The sequence below is a fragment of the Brevibacterium sp. NPDC049920 genome (genome assembly GCF_040656435.1).
GTDB classification, from domain to species: domain Bacteria; phylum Actinomycetota; class Actinomycetes; order Actinomycetales; family Brevibacteriaceae; genus Brevibacterium; species Brevibacterium pityocampae.
On the sequence record NZ_JBFAMF010000001.1, the window covers coordinates 366727 to 393588 of the forward strand.

Consider the following 26862-nt stretch of genomic DNA (forward strand, 5'->3'; position numbering starts at 1 on the left):
GATGGCAAATGGACCGAGCAACAAGGACGTGAGGAATCGATGAACACCGTGGACCGCTGCGAGGCCGCCCCCGCAGCACAGTCCGCGCAGCCCCCCGGCGACGGCTCGTCCGTCGTTGCGGCGGCAGCTGCCCCGGCACCCGCCGCCGAGTCGATCTCACCGCGTCGGCTGCGCACGCGGACCAAGCTCATCGAGGCCGCGATCCCGTTGCTCGCCGCCAAGGGCGTCGCGGGCACCTCGATCGAGGAGTTCGCCGAGGCCGCCGGGATGACGCGCGGCGCCTTCTACTCGAATTTCGCCTCCCGTGACGCGCTCGTCCTCGCCGTGTGCGACTCCGGGATCAAGCGTGCCATGGACCGCGTGAACGAGGCCGCCGAGTCCGGTCTCGACGAGGTCGCCGATTCGATCGGCACCGCGGACCCGCAGCGCCTCATGGAGCTCGCTCTGGAACGCTTCTTCATCGAATACCCGGAATCGGTCGACTGGGTGCTCGCCGAACGCGAGATCCACCTCCACGCCCTGCGCGTCCCCGAGCCGCTCGACAAGTACGAGGAGCTGCTCGCCGCCTATTTCCGGCAGTTCGCCGCGGTCATCGATACAGTGCTCGACCGGCTGGGCGGTCGCACGACGATCCCGGCGGCCGCTCTCGTCGAGCTCCTCGCGGTGGTCGTCAAGGAGGCCTCGGTGAAAGCGATCCCGGAGTGGCCCGGCACCGGCCCGCTGATCATCGACCCGCAGCCGACCTTCCGGATCCTCCGGGCGTTCGTCGTCTTCGACTGAGCACTCGCACTGCCCGCGCTCCCCTGAGCGAATTCGGCTGCGCATACTCCCCTGAGTGTGCTCCCCCGCCAGGCCCCGGACGGGCTTTTGGCCACTAGGGTGGTGGGCATGACCGACGCGAACCCCACCGACCCGAACCCCACCGCCCAGGACCCTGCGGTCCAGGACACCGCAGCGCAGGACCCTGCGACTGTGAGCACGCCCGACACGAGCGAGGCGGCCGGAGGCGCCGCGCCCAGCACGGCCGACGCCGAGGCGAAGCGCGCCGAGTTCCGCGCCTTCCTGTCCAACATGCCCGTCAAGCTGGGCTCGTTCGTCGAGGCCGTTCTGCCGCGCGCGATCACCGTCGGCGAGGACGACGAGGAGAGGGAGTTCCGCAAGGACTTCTCCCCGGCCTCCCTGCCGTGGGTCGAGGCGTTCGCGCTCACCCGCCTGCCCTCCCCGGCGGCCGTCGCTGCCGCGGAGAATCAGCCGTTCTCCGAAGGGCTGGTCCGCTACGTCGGCGAGACCCTGCTCCGCACGGTGGGCGGCACCTGGGACATCGACCCGGACGGTGGGACCGGCCATGGGATGCCCTTCATCCGACCGGACTCGCCGGCCGGGGAGGCCGCCGGAACCCCGATCTCCCTCGTCGGACTCCTCATGACCGCGGTGCAGGAGCGCCGCGGCGACACCTTCGTCACCGCACTGGCGAACGCGCTCGCGGAGTTCGGCGAGCAGGGCACGCCGAACCGCTCGAGCACGGGCATCGACCTCTCGGCCGGCGGGGAGCGCCCCTCGCAAGCGGAGCAGGACCACCTCGACGCCTTCCTCGGCGGGGTCGAGCCGGTCATCGCCGCGTGGATCCACGAGCAGGGCGGCGGGATGGAGGCCTGGGCGTACGGCCGTGCAGCGCTCGAGCGCCTCACAGCGGACCTGCGGGAGCGCTACTCCGATGCGGAGGCGATGACCGGCCAGGACGAGCAGGCCTACCTGGCCGGTGCGGTGCGCTACGTCGGCGAGGTGATCCGGCGGGCAGGGTTCGGCACGTGGCGATTCGCGGCCGAGGTCCCTGCCGACGACCCCCGTTCGGGCCAGCCGTTCGTCCGGTTCGCCGGCGGCGATGCCGACGGCGGCGCGGAGGGCTTCGATGTCGTGCCGTGGCAGCTCATCCGGGACGCCCTCACCGACGATGACGCCCTCGTGGCCGCGTACGACCGGGCTGCGGCGACGGTCTAGCCCGGAGCGGTCACCCCCGCGTCACTCCGTGGGACGGCACGACCGATGCCGGGCAGTCCGAGATCGCCGGCGGCATCCCCCGCCGGCTCAGCGCACCCTCAGATCTCCGGGTGGCGCAGGTGGTGGCCGGTCGCGGTCTCGAAGGCGTGTGCGACGCGCAGCAGGTCGACGTCCCGGCCGGGGGCGGCGACGATCTGGATGCCGACCGGCAGCCCGGAGGCGGTGAAGCCTGCCGGCACGGAGATCGCCGGGCACCCGGTGGCGGAGATCAGGGTCGCCGAGCGCATCCAGTCGAGGTAGGTCTCGAAGGGCACCCCCTCGATCTCGGTGGGGTACTCGATCCCCGCGTCGAAGGGCAGCACCTGCGCCATCGTGGTGACGAGGACGTCGTGCTCGGTGAAGTACTCCGCCACGGCTTCCCGCAGCCGGGCGCGCGCCCGGTCCTTTGAGATGATCTCGTCCGCGGTGAGCGCGAGCCCGCGCTCGGTGTTCCACACCACGGCCTCCTTGATGTCCGCGCGCCGGGACCGCACGAGTTCGCCCCAGTTCAGCGCGAAGTCGTAGGCCCGCTGGGTGTCGAACACCTCGTCGGCGTCGTCGAGCCGGATGCACTCCTCGCTCATCTGCGCCCCGAGCTCCTCGAACACCGGGCCCGCGGCTCGCACGATGTCGAGCACTGCCGACTCGACCCTGACGCGCCCCGCGAAATCGGGGGCGAAGCCCACCCGGAGTCCGTCGAGGTCGGGCTCGTACCGGGCACCCAGCCGGAACTCGGGCAGGTCGAACACCGTTCCGGGCTCGTCGATCGATCCGGGTCCGCGCGGGTCGGGCCCGCACGCGGCCTGCATGAGGAGCGCGACGTCGCCCACGGTGCGCGCCATGAAGCCCGATTGCGAGAGCCAGGACCATGGGTCCTGCGGTGGCACGTGCGGGAGCCGCCCGTTCGTCGGGCGCAGACCGACGACGTTGTTGAACGACCCGGGGATCCGCAGCGATCCGCCCATGTCGGAGCCGTCTCCCGAGGCCTGGATGCCGGCGGCGATCACCGCGCCCACGCCACCGGAGGAACCGGCCGCCGACCGGGACGGGTCGTAGGGGTTGACCGTCGTGCCGAACAGCGGGTTGAAGGTGTGGGAGCCTGCGGCGAACTCCGGGACGTTGGTCTTGCCCGTGGTGTTCACCCCCGCGGCCCGGAGCCGGGCGATGACGAGCGAGTCGGCGTCCGGCACGTTGTCGGCGAACACCGGCGAGCCGAAGGTCGTGCGCATCCCCTCCGTGCTGTGCGTGTCCTTGTGCGTCATCGGCACCCCGTGGAGCAGCGGCAGCCGCTCACCGGCGGCATAGGCGCGGTCGGCCTCCACCGCCCGGGCGAGCGCGGCCTCGGCGTCGAGGGTGACGACGGCGTTGATGGTGGGGTTCACCTCGGCGATCCGCTCGAGATGGTCGTCGGCGGCGTCGACGGCGCTGAGCTCACCGGTGCCGATGAGGTGGGCGAGTTCTCGGGTGGACAGCCAGGTGAGCTCACTGGTCATTGTGCGCCTTCCTTCTGAGCGGGGTGATCGTTCGCGAGTGGAGCCGGGGCGCCTCAGCGGGAGCCGAGGTGCCCGAGGAGTGCGGTGAGAGCCGCGCGCACCCCCGTGCCGAGCGTGGTCTCGACCTCGTCGGGACCGAAGAACGGTGAGTGATTGCTCAGCACCTCCTCGGGGTCGTCGACCTTCGCCTGCGAATAGCCGCCGAAGAACCAGAACACGTAGGGCACGCCGATCGCGTCGCCGAACCGTCCGAAATCCTCCGAGCCGGTGACCGGCGGAGTGACGTTGACGGCGCCCTCGCCGAGCTCGTCCCCGAGCGCGCGGATGAGCGATGCGGTGAGGTCCGGGTCGTTTACCACGGGCGGGAAGCCGTACATCGGGCGGATCTCCGGGGCAGGCGCCCCGGAAGCCTGCGCCTCGGCGGTGACGATGCGCTCGACGGCGGTCAGCACGATCTCCCGCACCGCCTCGTCGTAGGTGCGGATGTTGATGGTGAAGCGGGCGCTGCTCGGGATGATGTTCTCCTTGAGCCCGCCGTTGAACACGCCGATCGTGAGCACCGCGGAGTCCCGTCCGGAGATCTCCCGGGACACGATCGTCTGCAGGCGGGTGATCATGAAGGCTCCGAGCACGATCGGATCGACCGCGTTCTCCGGCTGCGAGCCGTGCGCCTGCTGCCCGTGGACGATGACCTCGAGGGAGTCGGCCATCGCCATCGCCGTGCCCGAGGTGATGTTCACGGTGCCGGCCACGCCGGGCCACACATGCTGACCGTAGATCGCGTCCGGGCGGGGCACCCGGTCCCAGATCCCGTCCTCGAGCATCGCCGCAGCACCCGCGCTCGTCTCCTCGCCCGGCTGGAAGATCATGATCGCGGTGCCGGACCAGCGGTCCCGGTGCTCGGTCAGGAGCTTCGCAGCACCCAGGCCGGAGGTGATGTGGGTGTCGTGGCCGCAGCCGTGCATGACCGGGGTCTCGGTGCCGCCCGGCAGGGTTCCCGTCGCCTCCGATGAGTAGGGCAGCCCGGTCTGCTCGGCGATCGGGAGGCCGTCGGTGTCGGCGCGGAAGGCGACGACGGGCCCTTCGCCGTTCTCGATCACGGCGACGACCCCGGTCCCGCCGCAGCGGAACGGCTCGAGGCCGTACGAGCGCAGGTGCTCCTCGATGGTGTCGGCCGTGCGGTGCTCCTGCATCGAGAGCTCCGGGTGCCGGTGGAAGTGCTGATACATCTCCACGAGCGCCGGGATCTCGGCGTCGAGCGCGGAGCGGAAGGTGGTATCGAGTGCCATGGGGTCTCCTTGGAGTCGGCGTGTGGCCAGCGTATCGGGTGAGTCGTGTCAGTTGATATGAGCGGTGTCGGAGCTGCTGCGGACCTTGCGGTCCCGCGCGTACCAGGTGATGACGATCGTGGCGATGACTGCGATGGCCGTGGCGAAGGACTTCACGAGCGGTGGGCTGAACGGCACGATGAGCAGGACCACCACGGCCGAGACGACGAGAGCGATGATCGTCGCACGCACCTGGTTGAGCGTCGCGATGAGCTGGACGGTGACGCCGCCGAGGATCGCGGGCAGGATGTACAGCCGCGCGACCTCGGTGATCGGCTCCGGGGTGATCGAGACCAGCCAGGTGCCGAGCAGGCCGACGAGCACGAGCATGGAGAGCACATGCACCACGGCGGCACCGCAGATCGCGGCGGTCGCTGAGTACGAGGCCTTTCGAGTTCCCGGTTCGGCTCCGATGGTCGACTGGGCGACGATCGCCGACGGCACGAGCTTGTTGGAGATGTTGCCGATCATGAACGCCTGGTACATCCCGGCAGGACCGAGGATGGGGAAGTACGTCACGGGTTCGACCACCCAGAACACGCCGTAGACGGCGGCCACCGCGATGAAGGCGGTGACGATATGCGACACCTCGATACCGAGGTCGGTCGAGAAATAGAGATAGAACGGCACTGCGGTGGCCAGCAGAAGGCAGGCCACCATCGTGACATTGCCCCACAGATAGGTCGTCTTGGAGTAGTTGCGATGCAGCGCTTCGAGATCCGGGGCGGCAGTCGTCATGATGGTTCTCCTTACTCGATGCTCACGCAGCGCCGAAACCGGCGTGGTGGACGGCGTAGGCGGCGATCAGACCACCGACGATTGCGATTCCCAGCGCCCATTCCCGCAACCAGGCCTGGGACAGGACGCGCGCGAGCACCAGGCAGATCGCCATGACGATGGCGGAGGCGACCACTGCCGCGATGTGCGCAAGGGATTTGGGGATCTCCGTGATCGTCAGAGCCGCGAAGGCTGCGAGCAGAGCCGCTGCGGGCACGATCGACATGAGCGCAGGATTGACCCGGGAGAGCGCGTCGCTCCCCTTGCCGAGCAGCGGGGTGAGCACGAGCGTGCTGATCTGCCACATCGCCCCCGACAGGCTCATCGCCATGAGTGCGACGACGAACACGGCCTGGGTGTAGCCCTCCCCGCCGAGTTCGGCCCCCATCGTTCCTGCTGCCAGGGAGGCCGAGGCGGTCTCGGTGGCAGCGGAACCGATGAGTCCGATCCGGACGAGCACGGGCGGGGTCCCGAACAGCGGGAGCAGTGCCACGGAGACCAGCACGACGGCCAGTGACGGTCCGATTGCGGCGACGCCGCCGGCCCGGAAGGAGGCGTTGACCTCCGCCTGGCTCATGTCCGCCGCCTGAGCGTTGCGTTTGACCGCCAGCATGTAGATCGCGGACTGGATCAGGATGACGGCGAACACGGCCGCGGCCAGCACCCACAGGAGCGGCGCATTGGCGATGATGCCGATGTCAGTCGAATTGGCCTGGGCGACTACCATCGGCAGCTCCTCGAATTCAGATCACAGTGGGGAACGGATTGACGCCTCGACCATAGCAATCTGTGACGCCGATCACGTGAACGCCGTGTTTCAGACCGTGATCGTGCCCTTGAGGCAGACCGTTCCCTCGGGATCGACCGCGCCGACCTCGTAGGTGCCCTCGCCGGTCTCGCGACCGACGTAGGCGACGGGGGTGTTGTCGAAGATCGGCTTGCGCGCCTGGAACGCGAAGGTCTTGAGCTCTACGCCCGGGTGGTTGCGCATGAAAGCGTCGACCATGAGGGTCGCCGACAGCGGGCCGTGGACCACCAGGCCCGGGTAGCCCTCCTCGTTCAGGCAATAGTCCCGGTCGTAGTGGATGCGGTGGGCGTTGAAGGTCAGCGCCGAATAGCGGAACAGCTGGGTCTCGGTGGGGCGCACCACATAGGAGTAGTCCCAGTCCGAGGTGTCGGCCGGCGCGAGCGCGGCGCGCTCGGCCGCCGACTGCTCGGGAGCCCGCTGGGCGGGGGCGGCCTCCCGGTAGACGATCGTCTGCACGTCGGTGACCGCGAGCTCGCCGGCGGCGAAGATCTCGTGGTCGACGGTGAGGAACACCAGGTCGCCGGAGCGCCCCGACTTGTGGACGACGTTCTTGATGGTCTGGACCTCGCGCAGCGGGTCCCCCACCGCGATCGGCCGGTGGAAGGTGACGTCGGAGCCGGCCCACATGCGCCTCGGGAACGGGATCGGCGGGAGGAACCCGCCCTTGTGCGGGTGGCCGTCCGCGGCGAGCTCGTGCTGCGGGGCATCCGGGGTGAAGTGGAGCCAGTAGCCGACCGGGAACAGCCGACCGCCCCAGGGGTCGGAGTCGTAGTCGAGGGTGGCGCGCAGCCCGGCGGACTTGGCCGGGGTGGCGAGGTCCTCGAGGCTCTGGGAGCGGCCGATCCACTCCTGCAGCTGGGCGATGTCGACGGTCTCGCTCATCGGGACTCCTTCGGGTGTGCGGGCTCGTGGGGTGAGCAGGGCGGTTCCAGCAGTCGAACCCAGCCTACTCAGTGCCGCCGACGCTGTGCAGACCCGTCCACGGAGCGCGCGTGCCAGGGGCACTTCTTTCTCACAACTGATCTTGAGGTTTCGTGCATAGGGTCGAGGTGCAGGGTCGACCAGGAGGGTCGGTCCGACGACCGAAGGAGCTCATATGGGACTCGGTGACAAGATCTCCAACAAGGCCGACGAGATGGCCGGCAAGACCAAGGCCGGAGTCGGCGACGCCTCCGACGACCAGTCGCTGAAGAACGAGGGGCACGCGCAGGAATCGGGCGCGAACCTCAAGCAGGCCGGCGAGAAGGTCAAGGACGCCTTCAAGAAGTAAGGCCCGCACGAGCGCACCGGAGCCCCGTCGTCCGCAGGGACGGCGGGGCTCTGCCGTGCCCGAGCAGGCCGGTAGTCTGGACCATCCGCCGGCATGAGCGGACACGGGCCGGCCACGGAGGGGGAGCAGGTGGACTATCGGGCGTCGGCGGGCACCTGGGTGCTGCGCATCTGGTTCGCGCTCGCCTTCCTCATCCACCTCCTCGCGCTCTACAGCCCGGGCAGCGGTGAGCCCGGCGCGCTCCCCGGACTCGACAAACTCGGGCACTTCGGGATGTTCGCCGCCCTCGTCACCCCACTGCTCCTCCTCGGCTCCCCGGTCGGCTGGACGCTGCTGATCGCCGCGCTGTACGGCGGGGCGAGCGAGGTGATCCAGGCGTTCGGCGTGCCGCGTCGCGCCGGTGAGTTCGGCGACTGGGCGGCCGAACTCCTCGGCATCGCACTCGCCTGGGCGATCTGGCGGGCGGTGCCGGTGGAGGAGCCCGGGCCCGAGGCGCCTGGCGCACCTCGGCGGTGACCCGCCCGGTAGCGTTGCGACCGGGCCCCGATTCCGGCAAGGATCCTGGTAGCCACCAGATGTGAAATCCGTGCATATCCGCAGTTTCGTGAGATCACGGTGTCCTCGCCCCGGCGCGGCACTGTAACGTGGGTCATATCGTCGCCTGAACGTACTTGGATCGCTTCGCACCACGCTTCTCATGTGAACCCGGGCAGCCCCACGCACCGACGTCTCGAGGATTCACCATGACACCCACCACCGCAGCGGCCACCGTCGCCGACTCCCCCACAGCGACAGCACCGCGGCCCCGCCCGGCGGGCGCCCGGTCCCGCACCGCGACGAGCGACTTCGCCGCCCTCAAGCGGCTCGTGCTCGATGCCGGCCTCATGGAGAAGACCCCGGTCTTCTACTGGGTCATGACGACCGTGCTCATGGCGGCCCTCGGCGGCTGCATCGCCGGCTTCGTCCTGCTCGGCGACTCGTGGTTCCAGCTCCTCATCGCCGCCGCGCTCGGCATCGTCTTCACGCAGATGTCGTTCCTCGGCCACGAGGCGGTGCACAAGCAGATCTTCACCTCGCACAAGGTCAGCGACTGGTACGGCCTCATCACGGGCAACCTCATCGTCGGCCTGTCGATCGGCTGGTGGACGCAGAAGCACAACCGCCACCACGCGAACCCGAACACCAAGGGCAAGGACCCGGACATCTTCGACCCGGTCGTCGCCTTCACCCCGGAGCAGGCGCAGGCCCGCACCGGGCTCGCGCACGAGTTCACCAAGCGTCAGGGCTACCTGTTCTTCCCGCTCCTCCTCCTCGAGGGCCTCAACCTCTACCGGGACGCGATCCTCACCGTCCTCACCCGCAAGAAGCTCAAGAACCGCACCGCGGAGATCGTGCTCCTGAGCATCCGCCTCATCGCGCTGCCGGCACTCGTGTTCTGGTACCTGCCGCTCGGCATGGCGTTCGCGTTCCTCGGCGTGCAGGTCGCCGTCTGGGGCTTCTACATGGGCGCCTCGTTCGCCCCGAACCACAAGGGCATGCCGCAGCTGGAGAACCGCTCGACGCTGAACTTCCTGCTCCGCCAGGTGACCACCTCGCGCAACATCGTGGGCAGCACCTTCAACACGTACCTCATGGGCGGACTCAACTACCAGATCGAGCACCACCTGTTCCCGAGCATGCCGCGCCCCCACCTGAAGAAGGCGCAGCGGATCGTCCGCGAGTTCTGCGCCGAGCGCGACATCCGCTACACCGAGGTCACCCTCGTCCAGTCCTACGGGGCCGTGGTGGACTACCTCAACCGCGTGGGCATCAAGGCCCGCGACCCGTTCGAGTGCCCGATGGCCGGGACGGGACGTGCGATCTGACGCGCCTCCCCGCACCCACTACCGCCGAGGCGCGGGCACGGATCCCCGTGCCCGCGCCTCGGCCGTCGGGTGACAGCACAGCGTGGAGCGTCGGTGCGACGCAAATCGTCAGTGCACCTGGCCGGGCACCGGCGCACTGCGGGACGTCTGCACACGGCAGGGCACCGACGTGTGAGCGTGCCTGCGCCTGATGTCACCGCGCCGTCGTGCTGAACTCCACCGCCTGCGCCCGGCCCACGTCGTTCGGGCTGCCGGGGCTCATGACCACCCGGCCTGCCACGGGGTCGAACTGGACGGTGACGAGGGTCGCGGTCCGCTCCCCGAATCCCTTGCCGGGCTCGGGCACGCGGCACACCGGCGCCTCCCCCGGTCCCGTGCAGAGGTGGCCGAGCATCTCCGCGGTGTCCGCCGGCGCCGGGGCGTCCGCGACCCGTGATTCGATGAGCGCGAGGCGCTCCTCGGACATGCTCGCCGCGTTGAGCGGGAGCGCTCCGTCGAGCAGCTCCGAACCCACGAAGTGGTTCGTGTGGGCGAACCAGCCGTCGGCGCTCAACGCCTGCGTGCCGGCCGGGCCGATCTCGACCATGACCGCGGCGTCCGACCCGGTCACCGTGATCACCGAGGACGAGGTGGTGCGTGCGGAGCGGATGATGTCGACCGCCTCGACCACGGTGCGACCGCGCTGCAACGCGGCGGCGAGGACCGAATGGACCGGCACGCCGCCGGCCGAGTCCGCGGCATTCTTGAGGATGTTGAGCATGACGCCCACCCGCGCGGAGTTCATGCCGATCTTGCCGAGCATGCCGTACTCGGCGAATCCGTGGTGGTCGAGTTCGCCGTCGACCCCGGTCACGCTCTGGTAGTGCCAGACATCGGCGAACTCCGCGTGCCAGTCCCAGGTCTGGACGGCCTTCGTCCCACCCGGGGCCGCGTGGACGAGGGTGGAGCATTCACGCGGGTCCACCTGGGCGAGGGTGAGGATCTCGGTGCGCGCATTGACGAGCCCGACCTGCCACAGCTCCAGGCCGGCACCGGCCGCGACGCCGGTGAGCTCGTCGACCTGCGCGGGGTCCCAGTCGGCGAGTGCGGCGAGCGACTGCTCGGCGGCGCTGCGCTGGGTGTCCACAGTGATCCCGAGGCGGGAGAAGAGTGAGGAGTAGGCGTCGACGGTGAGCGCGATTCCGCGGGCGGCCTGCTCACCTCGGCCGCGGCCGCGGGCGGCGTGGTCGGCGCCGGACACGGTGAGGAGCTCCGGCTCCACGAGCGCCGGGTCGACCACCCGGTCGGTGTCGAAGCGGGACGGCTGCGGGTCGTGCGATTCCGTAGGTGACATGGTTCTCATGCTATCGGCGCAGCCGGATGGCCGACAGGACCGCCCGGAAGGCGGATTCGCCGAGCAGTTCAGTGCGGTTGCGAGGTTCCAGGTGCAGCTCAGTGCGGGCCCGGCGTCTCCAGGTGCAGCTCAGTGCGGTCCGGGCGTTCCGAGGTCAGTCCAGTGCGGCCCGGGTGTTCCGAGGGCAGTTCAGTGCGGTCCGGACGCTTCCAGGTGCAATTCAGTGCGGATACTCAGGAGTAATCGCACTGAAGTGACCGCCGAGCGGCGCGCCGGCTCCGGTCCGCACCGCGAACCCCACCCACCTAGCCACTCGCAGGCCACTCCCGCGACGCACGAGCACCCGGCAACGCCTCCGGCACACGACCGCCCGGCCGCCCGGCCACTCCCGCGGCGCACCAGCCGCGCACCCACCCAGCCACGCAAGCCCCGCCGCCGATCTCACCGACACACGCCCAGCCTTGAAATGTCGGCGCGCGGGCCGTACCGTCGGTATTCAACACTGTCCGTTCGTTCGTTCGGTTCGGTGAAATTCCCGGAGAGGCGCATCACGCAGCTCGCACCGCGCATCTGCACCGCGCCTCCGTCCACACGGCACGTCGAAGGAGAATCCCGTGATCACAACCCGCTTCACCGAACTGCTCGGCATCGAGCACCCCATCGTCCAGGGCGGCATGCAGTGGGTCGGCAAGGCCCCGCTCGCCGCAGCCGTGTCCGAGGCCGGCGGCCTCGGCATCCTCACCGCGCTGACCCAGCCCACCCCGGAGGACCTCCGCGCCGAGATCCGCCGCACCCGCGAGCTCACCGCCAAGCCCTTCGGCGTCAACCTCACCATCCTCCCCACGATCAACCCGGTCCCCTACGACGAGTACGTCAAGGTCGCCGTCGAGGAGGGCATCACCGTCATCGAGACCGCCGGGGCCAACCCCGAGCCCTTCATGCCGCTGTTCAAGGAGCACGGCGTCAAGGTCGTCCACAAGTGCACCGCGGTGCGCCACGCCCTCAAGGCCGAGCGCGTCGGCGTCGACGCGGTGAGCATCGACGGCTTCGAGTGCGCCGGCCACCCCGGCGAGGACGACATCCCCGGCCTCATCCTGCTCCCGGCCGCCGCCGACAAGCTCTCCATCCCCTTCATCGCCTCCGGCGGGTTCGGCGACGGCCGCGGCATGGCCGCAGCCCTGGCACTCGGCGCCGACGGCATCAACATGGGTTCGCGCTTCCTCGCCACCCAGGAGGCCCCGGTCCACGACAACGTCAAGCAGGCCATCGTCGAGGGCTCCGAGCTCGACACGATCCTCAACTTCCGACCCCTGCGCAACACCGTGCGCGTGCGGAAGAACGCCGTGTCCACCGAGGCCGTCGACATCCTCGCCAAGGGCGGCGAGTTCAAGGACGTCCAGCACCTCGTCGCCGGCGCGCGCGGGCGCAAGGTGTTCGAGGACGGCGACATCGAGGCCGGCCAGTGGACCGTGGGCATGGTCCAGGGCCTCATCACCGACGTCCCCACCTGCGACGAGCTCATCACCCGCATCATCAGGGACGCCGAGCAGATCATCACCGGCCGCCTCGCCGACATGGTCCGCTGACACCCGGACGCACGCCGAGGGGCGGCTCTCCACGATCGGAGAGCCGCACCTCGCCCGAGGCGTGCCGCACCTCGCCCGAGGCGTGCCGCACCTCTCCCGAGGCACCCGCACCCTGCCTGGTCAGCGCACCTCGGCGGAGCCGTCGGCCCCTCCCGGGGCGCCTGCGACTCAGCCGTGCAGGCCCACCTCGGGGTCGGGCTCGGGGGCTGCGTCGGGGCCGACGGGCAGGCCCAGGTAGTACATGTGCGCGGCGGTCTCGGCGAGCGCGGCGAACAGGTTGAAGTTCTTCAGCCCCTCGAAGCCGCGCGCCCAGTGCAGGCCCTGTGCGATCGAGTACACGGAGCGGTCCTCGTTCTCCTCCCACCGCACGCGGATCTCCGCGAGGCGCTCGTCGTGGTGGAGGGCGATCTCCTCGGCCCGGACCTGCAGGCCGCGGAACCGGAATCCGTGGGCGGGCAGCACGGTGACGGCCTCGTCGAGCCCGGACATGCGGTGCAAGGACTCGAAGTAGTCGGCGAGGCTGTGCGTGATCGAGGGCGCGTCGAGGCCGATGTTCGGGGTGATCGTCGGCAGCACGTGGTCCCCGGAGAAGAAGATACCGGCACCGGCGTCGTGGAACGCGGAGTGGCCGTAGGTGTGGCCCGGGGTCCACATCGAATGCACCGTGCGCCCGGAGATCGGCAGCTCGTCATGGTCGCCGAGCACGATGATCTGCTGCGGCCAGTCCGGCACCTTGAAGGCGTCCGCGCGACGACGCCCCTCGAGGTGGGAGATCTCTCCGTGCCGTTCCTCGGGAACCCCGTAGATCTCTGCGATCGAGGCCTTGCCGTGGGCTCCGGTGACCGCCCCCTTCTCCCGTCGCCGGAAGGTGTCGAGGGTGGCGATGTCGTGGGAGTGGAGGGCGAGCCACATGTCCGGGTTCTGCGCGAACAGCGCGGGCACGAGGCCGAGGTGATCGCGGTGGTAGTGGGAGACCGCGACGCCGGTGAGGTCGGTGAGCGTGAAGCCCGCCTGTGCGAGGCCCTCGCTGAGCGCCGTGAGCTGCTCCTTGCCGTCCCAGCCCGGATCGATGAGCGCGACTCCGCGGTCCTCGGCGATCGCGTAGCAGTAGGTGTAGACGAGCGGGTTGTTCGGGATCGGCACGGGGATCGCCCAGACACCCTCGGACACCTCCTCGACCGGGGGCAGCACCCGATCCTGCCAGGCATGCCGCTGCTCGGTGCTGAGGGATTCGATCTTCATCGATCGCGCCTTTCGTCTCCGCCGGTCGTGGCAACCGGCTCTTTGAAGCCATTGAACAATCGTTCGTCACGTTAGCACTTCGGCCCCGGTGCAGGGTGTGCTGGCCGCGTCTCCTGCACTGCGGCACCGGCCCCGCGACGGACTCGGCGCCCGGCCGCACCCGGGCCGCCATCGGCACCTCATCGGTCCCCACCGGGGAATACCGGACGTCCCGCAGGCGTTCCCAGGACATCCGCAGATCGAAAAGGAGCCTTGTCATGAAGCGCACGCTCAAGCGACCCGCACTCACCATCGCCGCCTCCGCCCTGGGGTTCGGCCTCGTCCTCTCGGGATGCGGCGGGACCGACACCCCGGACGACGTCGAGGGCCAGACCGGCGACCCGAATGTCGATGCGCCGACGAGTGATGCTCCGGACCAGCGGCCGACCACCTCGACCGAGGATTCCGGCGGCGAGACCGAGGGCTCCGGACAGGGCATCGGCAACATCGATGTCGTCGAGTACGCGATCGCCACCGCCGAGGGCGAGGGCGGCACTGCCATGTCGATCGATCACGACGACAACGGCACGTGGGAGGTCACGACGCTCGACGGGGAGACGAAGTTCGAGTACTCGGTCTCCGCCGACGGCTCCTCGATCGAAGCGACCGAGGAGGATTCAGCGGACACCGAGGACACGGAGGAGCTCGGCGCGGCCGACATCTCCCTGCTCGAGGCCATCAACGCCGTGGGCGAAGCGCACCAGGGCGACCTCGACGACGCCGAGCTCGATACGGAGAACGGCGAGGTCCGCTACGAGATCTCCCTGCAGGGAGAGCGGATGGACTACCTCGTCGATCCCTCCACCGGCGAGGTCACCGAGGACAGCCGCTGACCCGCTCGGAGCATTCCCGGCCGCAGTTTTGCACCGACCCCCTCGAACCGCAAGGACACTTGTCGGCTCGAGGGGGTTCTCCGTGTCCCGGCGGAGGAGTACTGTCGGTTACGTGGACCGGCGACCGCCGGCCCGCCGGGACCGGAAGAAGATCCACGATGTCCGATGTGACCACCATGCTGGAGACCCACCCGAACGACTCCACCGGAGTCGACCGCACAGTCCTCGCCGAGTGCATCGCCGCATGCTTCGCCTGCGCGCAGTCGTGCACCGCGTGCGCTGATGCCTGCCTGGCCGAGGACATGGTCGCCGAGATGCGCCGCTGCATCACCACCGACCAGAACTGTGCGGACATCTGCGCCGCCACCGGCGCCGTCCTCACCCGCCGGACCGCGGTCGATGCCGCTGTGACGCGCGCTCTGCTCGAGGCCTGCCGAGCGGCGTGCAGGGCCTGCGCGGAGGACTGCGAGCAGCACGCGGAGATGCACGCGCACTGCCGGGTGTGCGCCGAGGCATGCCGCCGCTGCGAGAAGGCCTGCGCCGCACTCCTCGACGTGCTGAGCTGAGGCGCTGACCAGCCGGTACCCGAGCCGCTCCGCACCGACCCTCTCGTCCCGATTCCTGTGCTCGGGCCGAGGGGGTTCTGTGTGTCCCCCCGAGGATCCTTCCGGCCCGGATGTCTGGAATGTGGACAAGCGCTCGCCACCGCCCCCAGGGAGACCCGTGACCGACCCGCGCAGCACCTCGGACTTCGACCGCCTCTTCTACGAGGATGACCCGGGCGCTCCGTTCCGGGAAGCAGGAGGTCACCGACGAGGAGGCTTTCGGCGGGGCGCGGCCGGAGACCTCGGGCGAGGGCATGAATGTCCTGCTGCTCGGCTCCGACGCGCGCGACGAGGATGTCGACTACGAGAACTCGCGCGGATTCCGCAGCGACACGATCATGGTCATGCACGTGCCCGAGGATCGCTCCGGTGTCCAGATCATGTCGATCCCCCGCGACATCTGGGTCGACATCGAGGGCCACGGTCAGGCGAAGATCAACGCCGCGATGTCCTTCGGCGGACTGCCCCTGGCCACCTCCACGGTGAGCGACTTCATCGGCGCCCCGATCCACCACGTCGCGATCATCGATTTCGAAGGGTTCCAGGCGCTCACCGATTCCCTCGGCGGAGTCGAGGTCGAATCCGAGCAGTCCTTCGAGTCCGGCGGCCACTCCTTCCAGGAAGGCACGAACACCCTCGACGGCGAGCAGGCGCTCGCCTTCGTGCGGGCCCGCAAGAACTTCGGCGACGGCGACCTCCAGCGCAACCGGAACCAGCAGGCGTTCCTGTCCGGTGTGATGAATGAGCTCATCAGCCGCGACACGCTGAGCGACCCGACCCGGATCTCCGGGATCGTGCGTGACTTCTCGCCGTACATGACGGTCGACTCCGGTCTGAGCTCGGGGACCATCGGTTCGCTCGCCTACCAGCTGCGCGACGTCCGCCAGGACGACATCGAGTTCTTCTCCGCACCCATCGGCGGCCTGGGGACCTCCTCGGACGGGCAGTCCTACCTCAGCGTCGACGAGGATGAGCTCGAGAAGGTCCGCACGGCGTTCGCCGAGGACACCGTCGGCGATTACGCGGCACAGGCGGAGACTCAGCACCTGTAGGAGCGCGGTCCTATACTCGGACTCGTCCCAGTCCCCAGCCGGAGGTGGTGCGTGCCCTTCACCCGGACGGTCCTCGACGTCGCCGCAGACCATCCCGCCCGGCCCGCCGTCGTCGGGTCGGATGAACGCCTGACGTACGCCGAGCTCGTCACCGACTCCGCGCGCCTGTTCGCCGCGGTGTCCGGGCTCCACGCTGAGCAGGTCAGTCCGCCTGAGCCCGTCCCGGAGACCCACGGCATCCCGATCACCGCGGTGAGCCTGACCTCGGCCTTGCACACCGCCCGGATCATCGCCGGCCTCGGACTGCACCGCGCCGTGTCGGCCACGATCGACCCGCGCTGGCCGCTCGCCCACCAGGTGCGCGTCATCACGACCACCGGGATCGGCGTCGTCGTCAGCGACTCCGCAGAGCTCGCCGAGGCGCTCGCCGCCGCCGGCTGGACCGGCACCGTGATCCCCCTCGACCGACTCCGCGAGCGCGAGGCCCGGTCCCACCCCACCGAGCGGCCCGGGGTGCGCGACGGCGCCGAGGCGTTCCTCCTCCTCTTCTCCTCCGGCACCACCGACAACCCCAAGGCCTTCCTCAAGACCCGGCGCCAGTACCGCGACAACTACGCGGTCTCGAGCGCGCACCTCGAGCCCTGCCCCGGCGTCGCCACTCTGGCGCCCGGCCCGATGTCCTACAGCCTCACCCTCTACGCCCTCATCGAATGCCTGGCCTCGGGCGGGAGCTGCCACGTCGCGGACCGCTTCGATGCGATCGACGCCGGGCGGCGCGTCGCCGCGGAGTCGATCACCCGGGTCGTCGCGGTGCCCGCGGTCGTCCAGGGTCTCACCGATGCCGCGCGCCGCGACCCGGAGCGGTTCACCGGCCTCGAGCTCGTCGTCACCGGAGGGGCGAACCTGTCTGCGCGGATCCGCGAGGGCTTCGCCGCCGCGCTGCCGGCCGCTCGCCTCATCAGCTACTACGGGGCCGCGGAGATCGGCTTCATCGGCGACAGCCGCGCCGGCGACGGCACGCTCATCAGCATCTACGAGGGCATCACCGTGAGCATCCGCGACGACGCCGGGGCCGAGGTGCCCGCCGGCGAGGTCGGCACCGTGTGGGTGCACGCGGCCGCCTGCTCCGACGGCTACGTCGGCGCGACGAGCACCGCACGCCTGGTCGGTCCCGATGGGTTCGCCACGGTGGCCGACCAGGGTCGGATGGTCGACGGCCGGCTGAGCCTGAGCGGGCGGGCCGGGGACATCGTCGTCACCGGTGGGCACAAGGTCTCCCTGCCCGAGGTGGAGCGCGCCTTCGAGACCGTGGAGGGCCTCGGCGAGGTGTGCGCTGTCGGTGTCCCGAGCGCGCAGCTCGGCACCGTGGTCGCACTCGTCATCGAGGGCGGGGCACCGCCCAAGGCGGAGCTCCTCGCCCACGCGCGGGCTCATCTGGCCCCGCAGTTCGTCCCGGGCCGCTGGTACTCGGTGCCGCAGCTGCCGCGCACCGTCGGCGGCAAGATCCGCCGCGGCGAGACGACGGAGCTCGTGCAGGCTGCCGGGACCGGGGTGACGCGCCTGTGAGCCGGGGCGGAGTGGAGCGCCGGGGCGTCGTCGTCACCGGGATGGGGGCGATCACCCCGAGCGGACTCAGCGTCCGGGAGACCTGGGATGCTGTGGTCGCCGGTCGCAGCGCCATCGACGTGCTCGACGGGGAGGAGTTCGCGGACCTCCCGGTGCAGATCGGGGCGCAGGTGCGCGGATTCGATCCCACGGCCGTGGTCCCGAAGTCCCTGGCCCGCCGGCTCAGCGCCGTCCAGACCTGGGCGATCGCCGCCGCCGACGAGGCACTGCGGCAGGCGGGCCTGCTCGAGGGCGGAACGTCGGCGACCGGCACCACCGCGAGTCCGCAGGCGCCGGTCGTCGCACTGCCCTGGGACGCCCACCGGTTCGGCATCATCGCCGCCTCCGGCTCCGGGCCGGTCGCGGCGATGCAGGACGCCACCCGCGCGCTCCTCGCCGACGGTCCGCGCGGCGTGCCGCTGACCCTGGCGATCTACGGCGCCCCGGATGCCGCCGCGGCCCTGCTGAGCCAGCGCTATGCCGCGACCGGCCCGGCGCAGGGCGTCAACGCGACCTGCGCGAGCGGTGCAGTGGGGCTCGGCGAGGCGCTGCGGAGGATCCGCCACGGCTACGCCGATGCAGTGCTCGTCGTCGGGATGGAGGACTGCCTCAACCCGGTCAACCTCGCCTCGAACACCAACATGCGCGCGCTCGCCGCCGGGTACGAGGACGAGCCGAGCGCGGCGAGCCGGCCCTTCGACGCGGACCGGGCGGGATTCGTCATGGCGGCGGGCGCCTCGGCGATCCTCCTCGAATCCGCCGACGCCGCCCGGGCCCGCGGCGCGGCGGTGTTCGCCGAGCTCGCCGGGGCCGGTGCGGCGAGCGACGCCCACCATCCGACCGCCCCGCACCCGGAGGGGCGGGGTGCCGCGCAGGCGATGCGGGACTGCCTGGCCGACGCCGGCCTCGGCCCCGAGGCGGTCGACCACATCAATGCCCACGGCACCGGCACCCCGCAGGGGGATGCCGCGGAGATCCGGGCGATCGAGGCGGTGCTCGGCGCGCGGGCCCGGCAGGTGCCGATCACCGCGACGAAGTCGAGCACCGGCCACCTGCTGGGCTGCGGCGGGGTGACCGAGGCGATCCTCGCCGTGCGCACACTCGGCACCGGCCTCATCCCGCCCACGCTCAACCTCGACGAGCCCGCATTCCCCGACCACGACATCGTGAGCGGCGCAGCGCGGGAGGCCGAGGTGTCCGCCGTGCTGTCGAACTCGTTCGGGTTCGGCGGGCACAACGCCGCCGTGCTGCTGCGCCGGCCGGAGTGGCCCGGCAGCACCCCAGGGGCCCGCACCCGACGATCCCGACCAGACCACCTGCCCGAGAAGGAGACCCCATGACCGACCGTGAGACCCGCCACGCCGAGCTCGCCGACCGCTACCTGCCCGCCGAGCTGCTCGAGCGGATCCGGGGGCGGGCGGCGCGCTACGACCGGGAGAACGCGTTCTTCTCCGAGGACCTCGAGGAGCTGCGCGCGGCCGGGTACCTCACCCTGTTCGCACCGGAGGAGTTCGGCGGGCCGGGGCTCAGCGTCAACGAGGTCTCCCGCCTCCAGCAGCGGCTCGCGACCGCGGCCCCGGCGACCGCGCTGGGCATCAACATGCACCTCGTGTGCACCGGCACGATCCGGGCGATGCACGAGCGCGGCGACCGGTCCCTCGACTTCGTGTTCGACGAGGTCATGGCCGGTGAGGTGTTCGCGTTCGGGATCAGCGAGGCCGGCAACGACTGGGTGCTCCAGGGCTCGAACTCGTCCGCGGTGCCCGAAGGCGACGGCGGGTACCGGATGACCGGGAAGAAGATCTTCACCTCGCTGTCCCCGGTGTGGACGCGGCTGCTCGTCCACGGGCTCGACACCTCGGACCCGGAGGAGCCGACGCTCGTCTACGGGTTCCTCGAGCGCAGCGCGGACGGGATCTCCGTGTCGGAGAACTGGGACGTCATGGGGATGCGGGCCACGCAGAGCCGCTCGACGACCCTGGACAACGTGCGGATGCGGCCGGAGAAGGTGGCCAGGCGGATCCCGGCCGGGCCGCACCCGGACCTGCTGACCTTCGGGATCACCGCGAACTTCCAGCTCCTCATCGCCTCGGTGTACGCCGGGCTCGCCGCCCGGGCGCTCGAGGTGGCGGCGGAGTCGCTGCGGAAGAAATCCTCGGCCAAGCACGGCACCACCTTCGCCGAGATCCCGCAGTTCCGCGACCGGCTGGCCGATGCCGCGCTCGACCTCATGCCGGTGACGGCGCAGCTCGAGGCGTACACGCGGGACCTCGACGAGCTCGTCGACCACGGGTCGGGCTGGCCGCGACGGCTCGTGTCCGCCCGGATCAAGGCCGGCGAGGCGGCCAGGCGCGCGACCGAGTCCGCGCTCCACTGCTCCGGCGGGGCCGGATTCGACAACAGCCACGAGCTGGGCAGGCTCTACCGCGACGCGCTGGCCGGGCTGTTCCACCCGGCGAGCCCGGATGCCGCCCGCCCGATGTTCGCCGCGGCACTGTTGGACGATTGAGGCTCCCGATCGCGGCTGCGCTCACCGGACTCCGCTCGATTCGAACGAGACCTCGATGGTCGGCATCGCACTGGCCGCTCTCGGGCCGCTCGCGTTCGGCTTCGGCCTCGAGGTGTCGCGGTCGTGGACCTTTCCGATGATCGGGCTCGGAGTCATCCCGCTCCTCCAGGCGATGAACGGGATGCGATCCGTCCGAACCGGGTCCGGGACGGCGTAGGATGAGCCCCACTCGCACCTCGTCGAGGAGGACCCCATGCCACTCGATCCGACCGGATACGACGCCCTGAGCTTCGACTGCTACGGCACGCTCATCGACTGGGAGGCCGGCATCGCTGCCGTGATCGGCCCGTGGGCCCGTCGGCACCGACCGGAGATGTCGGACGAAAGCGTGCTCGTGGCGTACTCGGAGAACGAGGCCGCGGTGCTCCGCGAGACCCCGGGGATCCTGTACCCGGATGCGCTGCGGGAGGCGTTCCGGCGCACCGGCGCGGCCCTCGGCCTGCCGGTGACCGACATCGAGGCCGATACTCTGGGCGACTCGGTGCCCGATTGGCCCGCTTTCGACGACTCCGCCGAGGCGTTGGCGATCCTCAAGGATCACTACGCGCTCGTCATCCTCTCCAATGTGCACCGCGCCGGTCTCGCGGCATCGAACGAACGGCTGGGTGTGGAGTTCGACGAGATCCTCACCGCTCAGGACATCGGCTCCTACAAGCCGAATCCGGCGAACTTCGAGGCGCTGGAGCGGAGGGCCGCGGAACGGGGGTGGTCCGGACGCCTCCTGCACGTGGCCCAGTCGCTGTTCCACGACCACGTGCCGGCGCAGCAGTTCGGGCTGCCCGGCGTGTGGATCAACCGTCGTCACGACCGGCCCGGCTGGGGCGCGACACCGGATCCGCAAGCGTCCGTGGACATCGCCGCCGAGTACCCGTCACTCATGGACTTCGCCCGGGACGTGGAGAGAGCGTTGGGGAGGGAGAACTGACACCACGATCTGTCATATGACAGATCATGACGTTTTTCGACACCCGCGGATTGACCGAGCCGGAGGTTCTGCGGCCTACTGAGGTGGTCCGCCACGGTATCGGATGGCCGGTTCGCATCCGCTGTCGAACCTTCCGGCCGTGATGCGGACTCCATCATCCGACGACCGGAGCGTGATCCGCCATGAGCCGTGCCCCCGAGCATCCCCGCTTCACCGAGTCCCCCGATGACGCCCAGTCCAAGACCCTGCGCGCCGCCGGGACCTGGACGGGTCAGCAGCAGACGCGCGTCGAGGTGCGGGACTTCACCTTCACGGTGGACGAGCCGGAGAGGATCGGCGGCCGTGACGAAGGCCCCACTCCCATGGAGTACCTCGCCGGATCAGTCGGTGCCTGCATCACCGTCGTCATCGACCAGGTGGCCGGCCGCCGCGGCCTTGCGCTCACGGGCATCTCCACGTACTCGCTCGCCCGCCAGGACCAGCGCGGGCTCGCCGGCACCGCCGACGTCCAGCCGTACTTCCACAGCTACCGCCTGCAGGTGTGCGTGGGGACCCCGGAGACCGACGAGCAGGTGCTCCGGGACTTCGCCACCGCGGTCGAACACTCCTGCCCCGCGGTGAACCTCCTCCGCGATGCCCGCATCGACCTCACCGTCGCGTGGTCGTTCGCCGCCGGGGTCGAGGACGGCGCCGCTGAAACCGCGTGCAACACCGCACTCGGCTACACCTCGCCGTCCGAGGACTTCACCGAACCCGTCATCACGTTCGAGAACGCGGATGCACCCGCACCCGCCGTCGGCGCCGAGGGCACAGGCGCACGCGCATGACCGCCGTCGGACTGTGGACGATCGGACTCGCCTCGGCCTACACCCTCTGGCTCGTGGTGGGCGGCCGGGTCGCGCTGCGCCGCCGGGAGACGGGTCGAGCCGGATTCTTCGTCGGGGGACGCACCTTCAGCCCGTGGACCGTGGCCTTCTGCATCACCGGCCTGTTCTCCGGCTCGTCCTTCATCGCGATCGTCGAGCTCAGCTACCGGACCGGTGTGTCCGCCGTCTGGTACGGCGTCGCGGAGACCGTGCAGGTGCTCCTCATCGCCCTGCTCCTGGTCAAGCCGCTGCGCGAGAAGCTCGTGGTGACGGTGACCGGCATCATCGGTGACCGGTTCGGACGGGCGGCGAAGGCCATCAGCTCGATCATCACCGGCCTGACCTTCCCGATGTACTCCGTCGCCACCACGATCGCCTTCGCCTCCGCGCTGCACATGGTGACGGGCCTGACGCTGCCGCTGTCGATCGCGGTGACCGCCGCCGTCCTCCTCGCGTTCCTCTCCTCCGGAGGCATGCACTCAGTGGCCTTCAGCCAGACGATGAACGTCATCATGATCTCCCTGATGTTCGCCGTCGGCGTGTGGGCGATCACGGTCTCCCCCGGGTTCGGCGGAATCGCGGACTTCCGCGCGGCCAGCCCGGCGATGTTCGACCTCTCCAACGCCGGGGTCTCTCTCATCGCCGCGTGGTTCGGCACCTTCATCATCAACGTCCCGCTGGCGCAGGCGGCCTTCCAGATGTCGATGTCGGCGAGCAGTCCGGAGAACGGGCAGAAGGGCCTCTACCGCGCGGCGGTCCTCGGGATCCCGCTCATCCTCCTCGGGGTGTTCATCGGCATCGCGGCCGCGGCGCTCGTGCCCGATGCCGCGCTGCCGCTCGTCGCGATCCCCGAGTACATCGTGGGCGTCCTGCCGGCGTGGGCCGCCGGGCTGTTCTTCGTCGGGCTCTGGGCCTGCGCCCTGGGCTGGGCGGGACCGTGCCAGTTCTCCGGCGCCACCTCGCTCGGTCGCGACCTCGGTTCGGCGATCAATCCGCGTGCGACCCAGGCCCAGCTCGTCCGCTACACGCGCTGGGCGCTCGTCGGCCTCACCGTGGTCATGGTCGTCTTCGCCCTGCTCCGCTCCGAGCAGTCGGCGTGGTGGAACGTCATGGCATGGACCCTGCGCAACGGCGCGACCTTCGCTCCGGTGCTCGCCGCGTTCTTCTGGCCGCTCGCCACGCGCTCGGCGGCGCTCACCGCGCTGCTCGCCGGCTTCGGCTCCGGGCTCACCTGGTACACGCTCTCCGGGTTCGACCCGTCGGCGTTCTTCCTCGGCGTCCACCCGGTGTGGATCGGGATGATCGCGAACCTAGTCGGCCTCACTGCGGTCACCCTCGTCCAGCGCCGGTGGGTCACGGTCCCGGCCGGACGCCACCGGCAGCGCGGGCAGCTGTTCCTCCTCCTCGCAGCCGCAGTGGCCGTCCTCTCCGTGTTCGCCTGGTCCTGGCTCGCCGGGCACGGGCTCGTCGGCATGGCGCTGTTCCTCATCGTCGTCGCGCTGTTCGCCGCGACGGTCAGCCTCACCGTTCCGGCGGAGCGGGGAGCCGAGTCCCCGTCGAGCTCCGCGGAGCTCGCGCCGTCGACGGCGGGCGAAGCGAACGAAGACGGCCACTGACCCGAGGGCGCTGCGCTCCTCGCACCCGCCCGCCGCGGACGGACCGCACCGACCGCTGAGCCGGGAGCATCCCGCCTCACTCACCCGGCGGCGCGGGTGAAGCGCTCGCCCCATTCCGCGATCCGTGCGCCGAGCTCCGGCGGCGACACGATCTCGAAGTCCGCCTCGACCGCACCGAGCGCCATGGCCGGCCAGTCGAGGGTGTCGGTCGTCATCCGCAGCCGGGACCGCTGCCCGTCGATGTCCTCGATGACGCCCCACCCGTCGAGCGCGGCACGCACGCGGGCGACGGGTGCGTGGATGATGACGTCGACCGCGTAGCGGGAGCTCGCGCTCTCGATGCCCTCCCGGACGAACGCGGCGGCGTCCTCCGCAGGCAGTTGGCGCGGTCGGAACCGGGCCCCGGTGCCGCTGGGCCCGCGGAGTCGATCGAGCCGGAAGCTCCGCCAGTCGTGGCGGCCGAGGTCGTAGGCCACGAGGTACCAGCGACCGCCCAGGGAGACCAACCGGTGCGGCTCGACATGGCGCTCCGCCGTCCGGTCGTCAGCGGTCCGGTAGTCGAAGCGCAGGCGCTCGTCGTCGCGGCAGGCCTGGGCGATGGCGGTGAGGGTGTCGGCTTCGACCGCCGGACCCGCAGTGCGCGGTCCCCAGGTCGCGGGCACGGTCATGGCCCGCACCGCATCGACCCGCTGCCGCAGCCGCGGCGGCATGACCTGGACGACCTTGGTCAGGGCCTGGAGAGCGGACTGCTCGATCCCGGCCACCGAGCCCTGGGCCGCCGACTGCAGTCCGACGGCGATCGCGATGGCCTCGGCGTCGTCGAGCACGAGCGGCGGAAGTGCGGCACCGGCGGCGAGCCGGTATCCCCCGCCGATGCCGCGATCGGCGTCGACGGGGTACCCGAGTTCCCGCAGCCGCTCGATGTCGCGGCGGAGGGTCCGCGGGGTGACCTCCATCCGCTCGGCGAGCTCGGCGCCGGACCAGAACCGGCGGGTCTGGAGGAGGGAGAGGAGCTGAAGCATCCGTGTGCTCGTCGACATGGATCCAGAATAGGCACGATTGTGGACAGAAACTGACCTAAAGACTCGAGAGCATGGTTCCACGCCGCCGAAGACGGCCCGCTCATCCCCTCAGGAGGAACCGTGATCCACGCCCGATCCCTCACCAAGACCTTCGCGACAGGCCGTGCGCAGCCGGTCCAGGCCGTCCGCGGCATCGACCTCGACATCGCGCCCGGAGAGCTCGTCGCGGTGCTCGGCCCCAACGGAGCCGGTAAGACGACGACCATGCGGATGCTCACCACCCTCATTCCCCCGACCTCCGGCACCGCCACCGTGGCCGGTTACGACGTCGTCGGCGATTCGGCCGAGGTGCGCCGGCGGATCGGCTACGTCGGCCAGGGCAACGGCGGCGGCCACACCCAGCGCGCACGCGACGAGCTGTACACCCAGGCTCTCGTGTACGGTCTGTCCCGCCGCGAGGCCCGGCGCCGCACCGACGAGCTCCTCGAGGTCCTCGGGCTGCGCGAGCTCGCCGCGCGCAAGGTCTCCGAGCTGTCCGGCGGGCAGCGCCGGCGACTCGATGTGGCCATCGGTCTCGTCCACGCTCCCCGGCTGCTGTTCCTCGACGAGCCCTCCACCGGTCTCGACCCCCATAACCGCGCCAATCTGTGGCAGCACATCGCAACGATGCGCAGCTCCCACGACATGACGATCGTCCTCACCACGCACTACCTCGACGAGGCCGACGACATGGCCGAGCGCGTCATCGTCGTCGACCACGGCCGCGTCATCGCCGACGACACCCCTGATGCGCTCAAGTCCCACCTCGCCGGTGATCGCATCGGCCTCACCGCCCCGGACGCAGCAGCGGCCGCGCGCACGGCCGAGCTGGTCTCGCACGGCCCCGGCGCCCGCGAGGTCGCCGTGCACGGCACCGTCGTGACGGCCCGGGTGACCGACGGCCCGCGCGCCCTGCCCGGGCTGCTCGCCGCGGCCCGGGAGTCGGGCATCGACATCGCGGCGGCACACGTCGACCGCCCCACTCTCGACGACGTCTTCCTCGCCCTCACCGGCCGCAGCCTCCGCGAGGAGACCGCACCGAAGCCCGCCGCCGAACTCGCCCCTCTCCCCGGAAAGGACGCATGATGACCACCCCGACGCCCGCCCAGGCCGCACCCCGGCCGGCACCTGCAGACCGGACCACCCGCCGCGGCGCGAGCGCACCGCTGCGCGACACGTGGATCGTCATGACCCGTGAACTGCGGCCCGTGCTGCGCGATCCGTTCTCCCTCGTCTTCAGCCTCGTCCAGCCCCTCGTGTTCCTCGGCCTGTTCGGCCCGCTGCTCGCCGGCTCGCTCGGCGGGGAGCAGGTCCTCGGCGGGAATGTCTGGCAGTGGTTCGTCCCGGCGATCCTCGTCATGACGACGCTCTTCGGCACCGCCACCACCGGCTCGAACCTCCTCTACGAGTTCCAGACCGGAGCGCACGAGCGCATGCTCGTCACCCCGCTGTCCCGCCCCTCGCTGCTCGTCGGCCGCTCGCTCAAGGAAGTGCTGCCCCTCATCGGTCAGGCGCTCATCGTCATCGTCGTGATGATCCCCTTCGGGTTCCGGGCCGACGTCCTCGGTGCGGCACTCGGCCTGGCGCTCCTCGCCGTCCTCGGCGTCGGCCTGGGATCCCTGAGCTACGGCCTGGCGACCGCGGTCCGCAAGCAGGACTGGATGTTCTGGGTCGTCCACCAGACCCTGATCTTCCCGCTCATGATCCTCTCCGGGATGCTCCTGCCGCTGGATTCCGGACCCCGGTGGATGCAGATCGCCGCCACCGCCAACCCGCTGGCATACGTCGTCGAGGCCGAGCGGGCGCTGTTCGCCGGCGACTTCTCCTCCCCCGCCATCCTCTGGGGATGGGTCGCCGCGCTCGCGACGGCCGCCCTCGGCCTCGCACTCGGCGTCCGCCTGATGAACCGCAGCGCGGACTGAACCTCACACAACACAACGAAACGGAGACCA

26 protein-coding genes are annotated in these 26862 nt (G+C 70.5%); 18 read left to right on the forward strand and 8 right to left on the reverse strand.

The window, feature by feature from the left end; all coding sequences use genetic code 11:
• Positions 1-39: 39 nt before the first annotated feature.
• Together AB0I45_RS01650 and AB0I45_RS01655 are read left to right on the forward strand one after the other, a co-directional pair.
• A complete protein-coding gene (locus AB0I45_RS01650; RefSeq protein ID WP_360316326.1) occupies positions 40-780 on the forward strand; it encodes a TetR/AcrR family transcriptional regulator in 741 nt (246 codons plus the stop codon).
• 108 nt (positions 781-888) lie between these two features.
• Positions 889-1998, forward strand: coding sequence for a hypothetical protein (locus tag AB0I45_RS01655; RefSeq protein WP_360316329.1), 1110 nt, complete (start codon positions 889-891; stop codon positions 1996-1998).
• A 98-nt stretch (positions 1999-2096) separates the two neighbouring features.
• Here the strand turns inward: AB0I45_RS01655 and AB0I45_RS01660 are convergent, their stop codons facing one another.
• The 5 genes from AB0I45_RS01660 to AB0I45_RS01680 all read right to left on the reverse strand — a co-directional run bounded on the left by AB0I45_RS01660 (position 2097) and on the right by AB0I45_RS01680 (position 7325).
• Positions 2097-3530 (reverse strand): amidase family protein, encoded by a 1434-nt coding sequence (locus AB0I45_RS01660; RefSeq protein WP_360316332.1) that lies wholly within the window; start codon positions 3528-3530, stop codon positions 2097-2099.
• Between the two features lie 53 nt (positions 3531-3583).
• Complete coding sequence (locus AB0I45_RS01665) at positions 3584-4819, reverse strand: amidohydrolase (RefSeq protein WP_360316335.1); 1236 nt, start codon at positions 4817-4819, stop codon at positions 3584-3586.
• 48 nt (positions 4820-4867) lie between these two features.
• The gene (locus AB0I45_RS01670) at positions 4868-5596 is read right to left on the reverse strand and encodes a hypothetical protein (protein WP_137318176.1); all 729 of its coding nucleotides are present in this window, start codon (positions 5594-5596) and stop codon (positions 4868-4870) included.
• Positions 5597-5618: 22 nt separating this feature from the next.
• Positions 5619-6362, reverse strand: a complete 744-nt coding sequence (locus AB0I45_RS01675) for a DUF5058 family protein (protein WP_137318177.1) — start codon at positions 6360-6362, stop codon at positions 5619-5621.
• A gap of 90 nt (positions 6363-6452) precedes the next feature.
• Complete coding sequence (locus tag AB0I45_RS01680; protein WP_295688382.1) at positions 6453-7325, reverse strand: MaoC family dehydratase N-terminal domain-containing protein; 873 nt, start codon at positions 7323-7325, stop codon at positions 6453-6455.
• Positions 7326-7539: 214 nt separating this feature from the next.
• Between AB0I45_RS01680 and AB0I45_RS01685 the strand changes: the two genes are divergently transcribed.
• The 3 genes from AB0I45_RS01685 to AB0I45_RS01695 all read left to right on the forward strand — a co-directional run bounded on the left by AB0I45_RS01685 (position 7540) and on the right by AB0I45_RS01695 (position 9578).
• A complete protein-coding gene (locus AB0I45_RS01685) occupies positions 7540-7713 on the forward strand; it encodes a CsbD family protein (RefSeq protein ID WP_137318179.1) in 174 nt (57 codons plus the stop codon).
• A gap of 93 nt (positions 7714-7806) precedes the next feature.
• Positions 7807-8229 carry a hypothetical protein gene (locus tag AB0I45_RS01690; protein ID WP_360316340.1) on the forward strand — a complete coding sequence of 141 codons (423 nt, stop codon included), beginning with the start codon at positions 7807-7809 and terminating at the stop codon, positions 8227-8229.
• Between the two features lie 227 nt (positions 8230-8456).
• Positions 8457-9578, forward strand: a complete 1122-nt coding sequence (locus AB0I45_RS01695) for an acyl-CoA desaturase (RefSeq protein WP_360316343.1) — start codon at positions 8457-8459, stop codon at positions 9576-9578.
• A gap of 193 nt (positions 9579-9771) precedes the next feature.
• On the opposite strand, the gene AB0I45_RS01700 is transcribed toward AB0I45_RS01695, so the two are convergent.
• On the reverse strand, positions 9772-10911 hold the full coding sequence (locus AB0I45_RS01700; protein ID WP_360316346.1) for a C45 family peptidase: 1140 nt from the start codon (positions 10909-10911) through the stop codon (positions 9772-9774).
• Positions 10912-11525: 614 nt separating this feature from the next.
• Between AB0I45_RS01700 and AB0I45_RS01705 the strand changes: the two genes are divergently transcribed.
• The gene (locus AB0I45_RS01705) at positions 11526-12497 is read left to right on the forward strand and encodes a nitronate monooxygenase family protein (protein ID WP_247425567.1); all 972 of its coding nucleotides are present in this window, start codon (positions 11526-11528) and stop codon (positions 12495-12497) included.
• 168 nt (positions 12498-12665) lie between these two features.
• Here AB0I45_RS01705 and AB0I45_RS01710 read toward each other — a convergent pair whose 3' ends face one another.
• On the reverse strand, positions 12666-13739 hold the full coding sequence (locus AB0I45_RS01710) for an MBL fold metallo-hydrolase (protein ID WP_360316349.1): 1074 nt from the start codon (positions 13737-13739) through the stop codon (positions 12666-12668).
• A gap of 257 nt (positions 13740-13996) precedes the next feature.
• Here AB0I45_RS01710 and AB0I45_RS01715 point away from each other — a divergent pair, with 257 nt between their 5' ends.
• From AB0I45_RS01715 to AB0I45_RS01760, 10 genes are all read left to right on the forward strand, one after another.
• The gene (locus AB0I45_RS01715) at positions 13997-14611 is read left to right on the forward strand and encodes a PepSY domain-containing protein (protein ID WP_360316352.1); all 615 of its coding nucleotides are present in this window, start codon (positions 13997-13999) and stop codon (positions 14609-14611) included.
• Between the two features lie 158 nt (positions 14612-14769).
• Positions 14770-15177, forward strand: a complete 408-nt coding sequence (locus AB0I45_RS01720; RefSeq protein WP_137318186.1) for a four-helix bundle copper-binding protein — start codon at positions 14770-14772, stop codon at positions 15175-15177.
• A 206-nt stretch (positions 15178-15383) separates the two neighbouring features.
• Complete coding sequence (locus AB0I45_RS01725; RefSeq protein ID WP_247425575.1) at positions 15384-16268, forward strand: LCP family protein; 885 nt, start codon at positions 15384-15386, stop codon at positions 16266-16268.
• A gap of 51 nt (positions 16269-16319) precedes the next feature.
• Positions 16320-17834: a class I adenylate-forming enzyme family protein gene (locus tag AB0I45_RS01730; RefSeq protein ID WP_360316356.1), complete on the forward strand. Its 1515-nt coding sequence runs from the start codon at positions 16320-16322 to the stop codon at positions 17832-17834.
• Complete coding sequence (locus AB0I45_RS01735) at positions 17831-19213, forward strand: beta-ketoacyl-[acyl-carrier-protein] synthase family protein (RefSeq protein WP_360316359.1); 1383 nt, start codon at positions 17831-17833, stop codon at positions 19211-19213. Before AB0I45_RS01730 ends, AB0I45_RS01735 begins: the two co-directional genes overlap by 4 nt.
• Positions 19210-20382 (forward strand): acyl-CoA dehydrogenase family protein, encoded by a 1173-nt coding sequence (locus AB0I45_RS01740; protein ID WP_360316362.1) that lies wholly within the window; start codon positions 19210-19212, stop codon positions 20380-20382. Before AB0I45_RS01735 ends, AB0I45_RS01740 begins: the two co-directional genes overlap by 4 nt.
• Positions 20383-20437: 55 nt before the next feature.
• Complete coding sequence (locus tag AB0I45_RS01745; protein WP_360316365.1) at positions 20438-20599, forward strand: hypothetical protein; 162 nt, start codon at positions 20438-20440, stop codon at positions 20597-20599.
• 36 nt (positions 20600-20635) lie between these two features.
• The gene (locus AB0I45_RS01750) at positions 20636-21367 is read left to right on the forward strand and encodes an HAD-IA family hydrolase (protein ID WP_360316368.1); all 732 of its coding nucleotides are present in this window, start codon (positions 20636-20638) and stop codon (positions 21365-21367) included.
• A gap of 182 nt (positions 21368-21549) precedes the next feature.
• Positions 21550-22194, forward strand: coding sequence for an OsmC family protein (locus AB0I45_RS01755; protein WP_360316371.1), 645 nt, complete (start codon positions 21550-21552; stop codon positions 22192-22194).
• Positions 22191-23849, forward strand: coding sequence for a sodium:solute symporter family protein (locus AB0I45_RS01760; protein WP_360316374.1), 1659 nt, complete (start codon positions 22191-22193; stop codon positions 23847-23849). Before AB0I45_RS01755 ends, AB0I45_RS01760 begins: the two co-directional genes overlap by 4 nt.
• Before the next feature lie 80 nt (positions 23850-23929).
• Here the strand turns inward: AB0I45_RS01760 and AB0I45_RS01765 are convergent, their stop codons facing one another.
• Complete coding sequence (locus tag AB0I45_RS01765) at positions 23930-24889, reverse strand: YafY family protein (protein WP_137318193.1); 960 nt, start codon at positions 24887-24889, stop codon at positions 23930-23932.
• A 102-nt stretch (positions 24890-24991) separates the two neighbouring features.
• Here AB0I45_RS01765 and AB0I45_RS01770 point away from each other — a divergent pair, with 102 nt between their 5' ends.
• Entirely contained in the window at positions 24992-25996 is a 1005-nt protein-coding gene (locus AB0I45_RS01770) for an ATP-binding cassette domain-containing protein (protein ID WP_137318194.1), read from the forward strand.
• A 101-nt stretch (positions 25997-26097) separates the two neighbouring features.
• Positions 26098-26832 (forward strand): ABC transporter permease, encoded by a 735-nt coding sequence (locus AB0I45_RS01775; RefSeq protein WP_247618224.1) that lies wholly within the window; start codon positions 26098-26100, stop codon positions 26830-26832.
• Positions 26833-26862: the final 30 nt, after the last annotated feature.

Bases quoted from the DNA above. Each gene is read 5' to 3' on its own strand.
- AB0I45_RS01720 (WP_137318186.1), top strand. From the start codon at position 14,770: ATGTCCGATGTGACCACCATGCTGGAGACCCACCCGAACGACTCCACC.
- AB0I45_RS01670 (WP_137318176.1), bottom strand. From the start codon at position 5,596: ATGACGACTGCCGCCCCGGATCTCGAAGCGCTGCATCGCAACTACTCC.
- AB0I45_RS01765 (WP_137318193.1), bottom strand. From the start codon at position 24,889: ATGTCGACGAGCACACGGATGCTTCAGCTCCTCTCCCTCCTCCAGACC.
- AB0I45_RS01665 (WP_360316335.1), bottom strand. From the start codon at position 4,819: ATGGCACTCGATACCACCTTCCGCTCCGCGCTCGACGCCGAGATCCCG.
- AB0I45_RS01750 (WP_360316368.1), top strand. From the start codon at position 20,636: ATGCCACTCGATCCGACCGGATACGACGCCCTGAGCTTCGACTGCTAC.
- AB0I45_RS01685 (WP_137318179.1), top strand. From the start codon at position 7,540: ATGGGACTCGGTGACAAGATCTCCAACAAGGCCGACGAGATGGCCGGC.
- AB0I45_RS01695 (WP_360316343.1), top strand. From the start codon at position 8,457: ATGACACCCACCACCGCAGCGGCCACCGTCGCCGACTCCCCCACAGCG.
- AB0I45_RS01680 (WP_295688382.1), bottom strand. From the start codon at position 7,325: ATGAGCGAGACCGTCGACATCGCCCAGCTGCAGGAGTGGATCGGCCGC.
- AB0I45_RS01660 (WP_360316332.1), bottom strand. From the start codon at position 3,530: ATGACCAGTGAGCTCACCTGGCTGTCCACCCGAGAACTCGCCCACCTC.
- AB0I45_RS01725 (WP_247425575.1), top strand. From the start codon at position 15,384: ATGACCCGGGCGCTCCGTTCCGGGAAGCAGGAGGTCACCGACGAGGAG.
- AB0I45_RS01690 (WP_360316340.1), top strand. From the start codon at position 7,807: ATGAGCGGACACGGGCCGGCCACGGAGGGGGAGCAGGTGGACTATCGG.
- AB0I45_RS01700 (WP_360316346.1), bottom strand. From the start codon at position 10,911: ATGTCACCTACGGAATCGCACGACCCGCAGCCGTCCCGCTTCGACACC.
- AB0I45_RS01650 (WP_360316326.1), top strand. From the start codon at position 40: ATGAACACCGTGGACCGCTGCGAGGCCGCCCCCGCAGCACAGTCCGCG.
- AB0I45_RS01715 (WP_360316352.1), top strand. From the start codon at position 13,997: ATGAAGCGCACGCTCAAGCGACCCGCACTCACCATCGCCGCCTCCGCC.
- AB0I45_RS01760 (WP_360316374.1), top strand. From the start codon at position 22,191: ATGACCGCCGTCGGACTGTGGACGATCGGACTCGCCTCGGCCTACACC.
- AB0I45_RS01775 (WP_247618224.1), top strand. From the start codon at position 26,098: ATGACCCGTGAACTGCGGCCCGTGCTGCGCGATCCGTTCTCCCTCGTC.
- AB0I45_RS01740 (WP_360316362.1), top strand. From the start codon at position 19,210: ATGACCGACCGTGAGACCCGCCACGCCGAGCTCGCCGACCGCTACCTG.
- AB0I45_RS01745 (WP_360316365.1), top strand. From the start codon at position 20,438: ATGGTCGGCATCGCACTGGCCGCTCTCGGGCCGCTCGCGTTCGGCTTC.
- AB0I45_RS01655 (WP_360316329.1), top strand. From the start codon at position 889: ATGACCGACGCGAACCCCACCGACCCGAACCCCACCGCCCAGGACCCT.
- AB0I45_RS01755 (WP_360316371.1), top strand. From the start codon at position 21,550: ATGAGCCGTGCCCCCGAGCATCCCCGCTTCACCGAGTCCCCCGATGAC.
- AB0I45_RS01710 (WP_360316349.1), bottom strand. From the start codon at position 13,739: ATGAAGATCGAATCCCTCAGCACCGAGCAGCGGCATGCCTGGCAGGAT.
- AB0I45_RS01675 (WP_137318177.1), bottom strand. From the start codon at position 6,362: ATGGTAGTCGCCCAGGCCAATTCGACTGACATCGGCATCATCGCCAAT.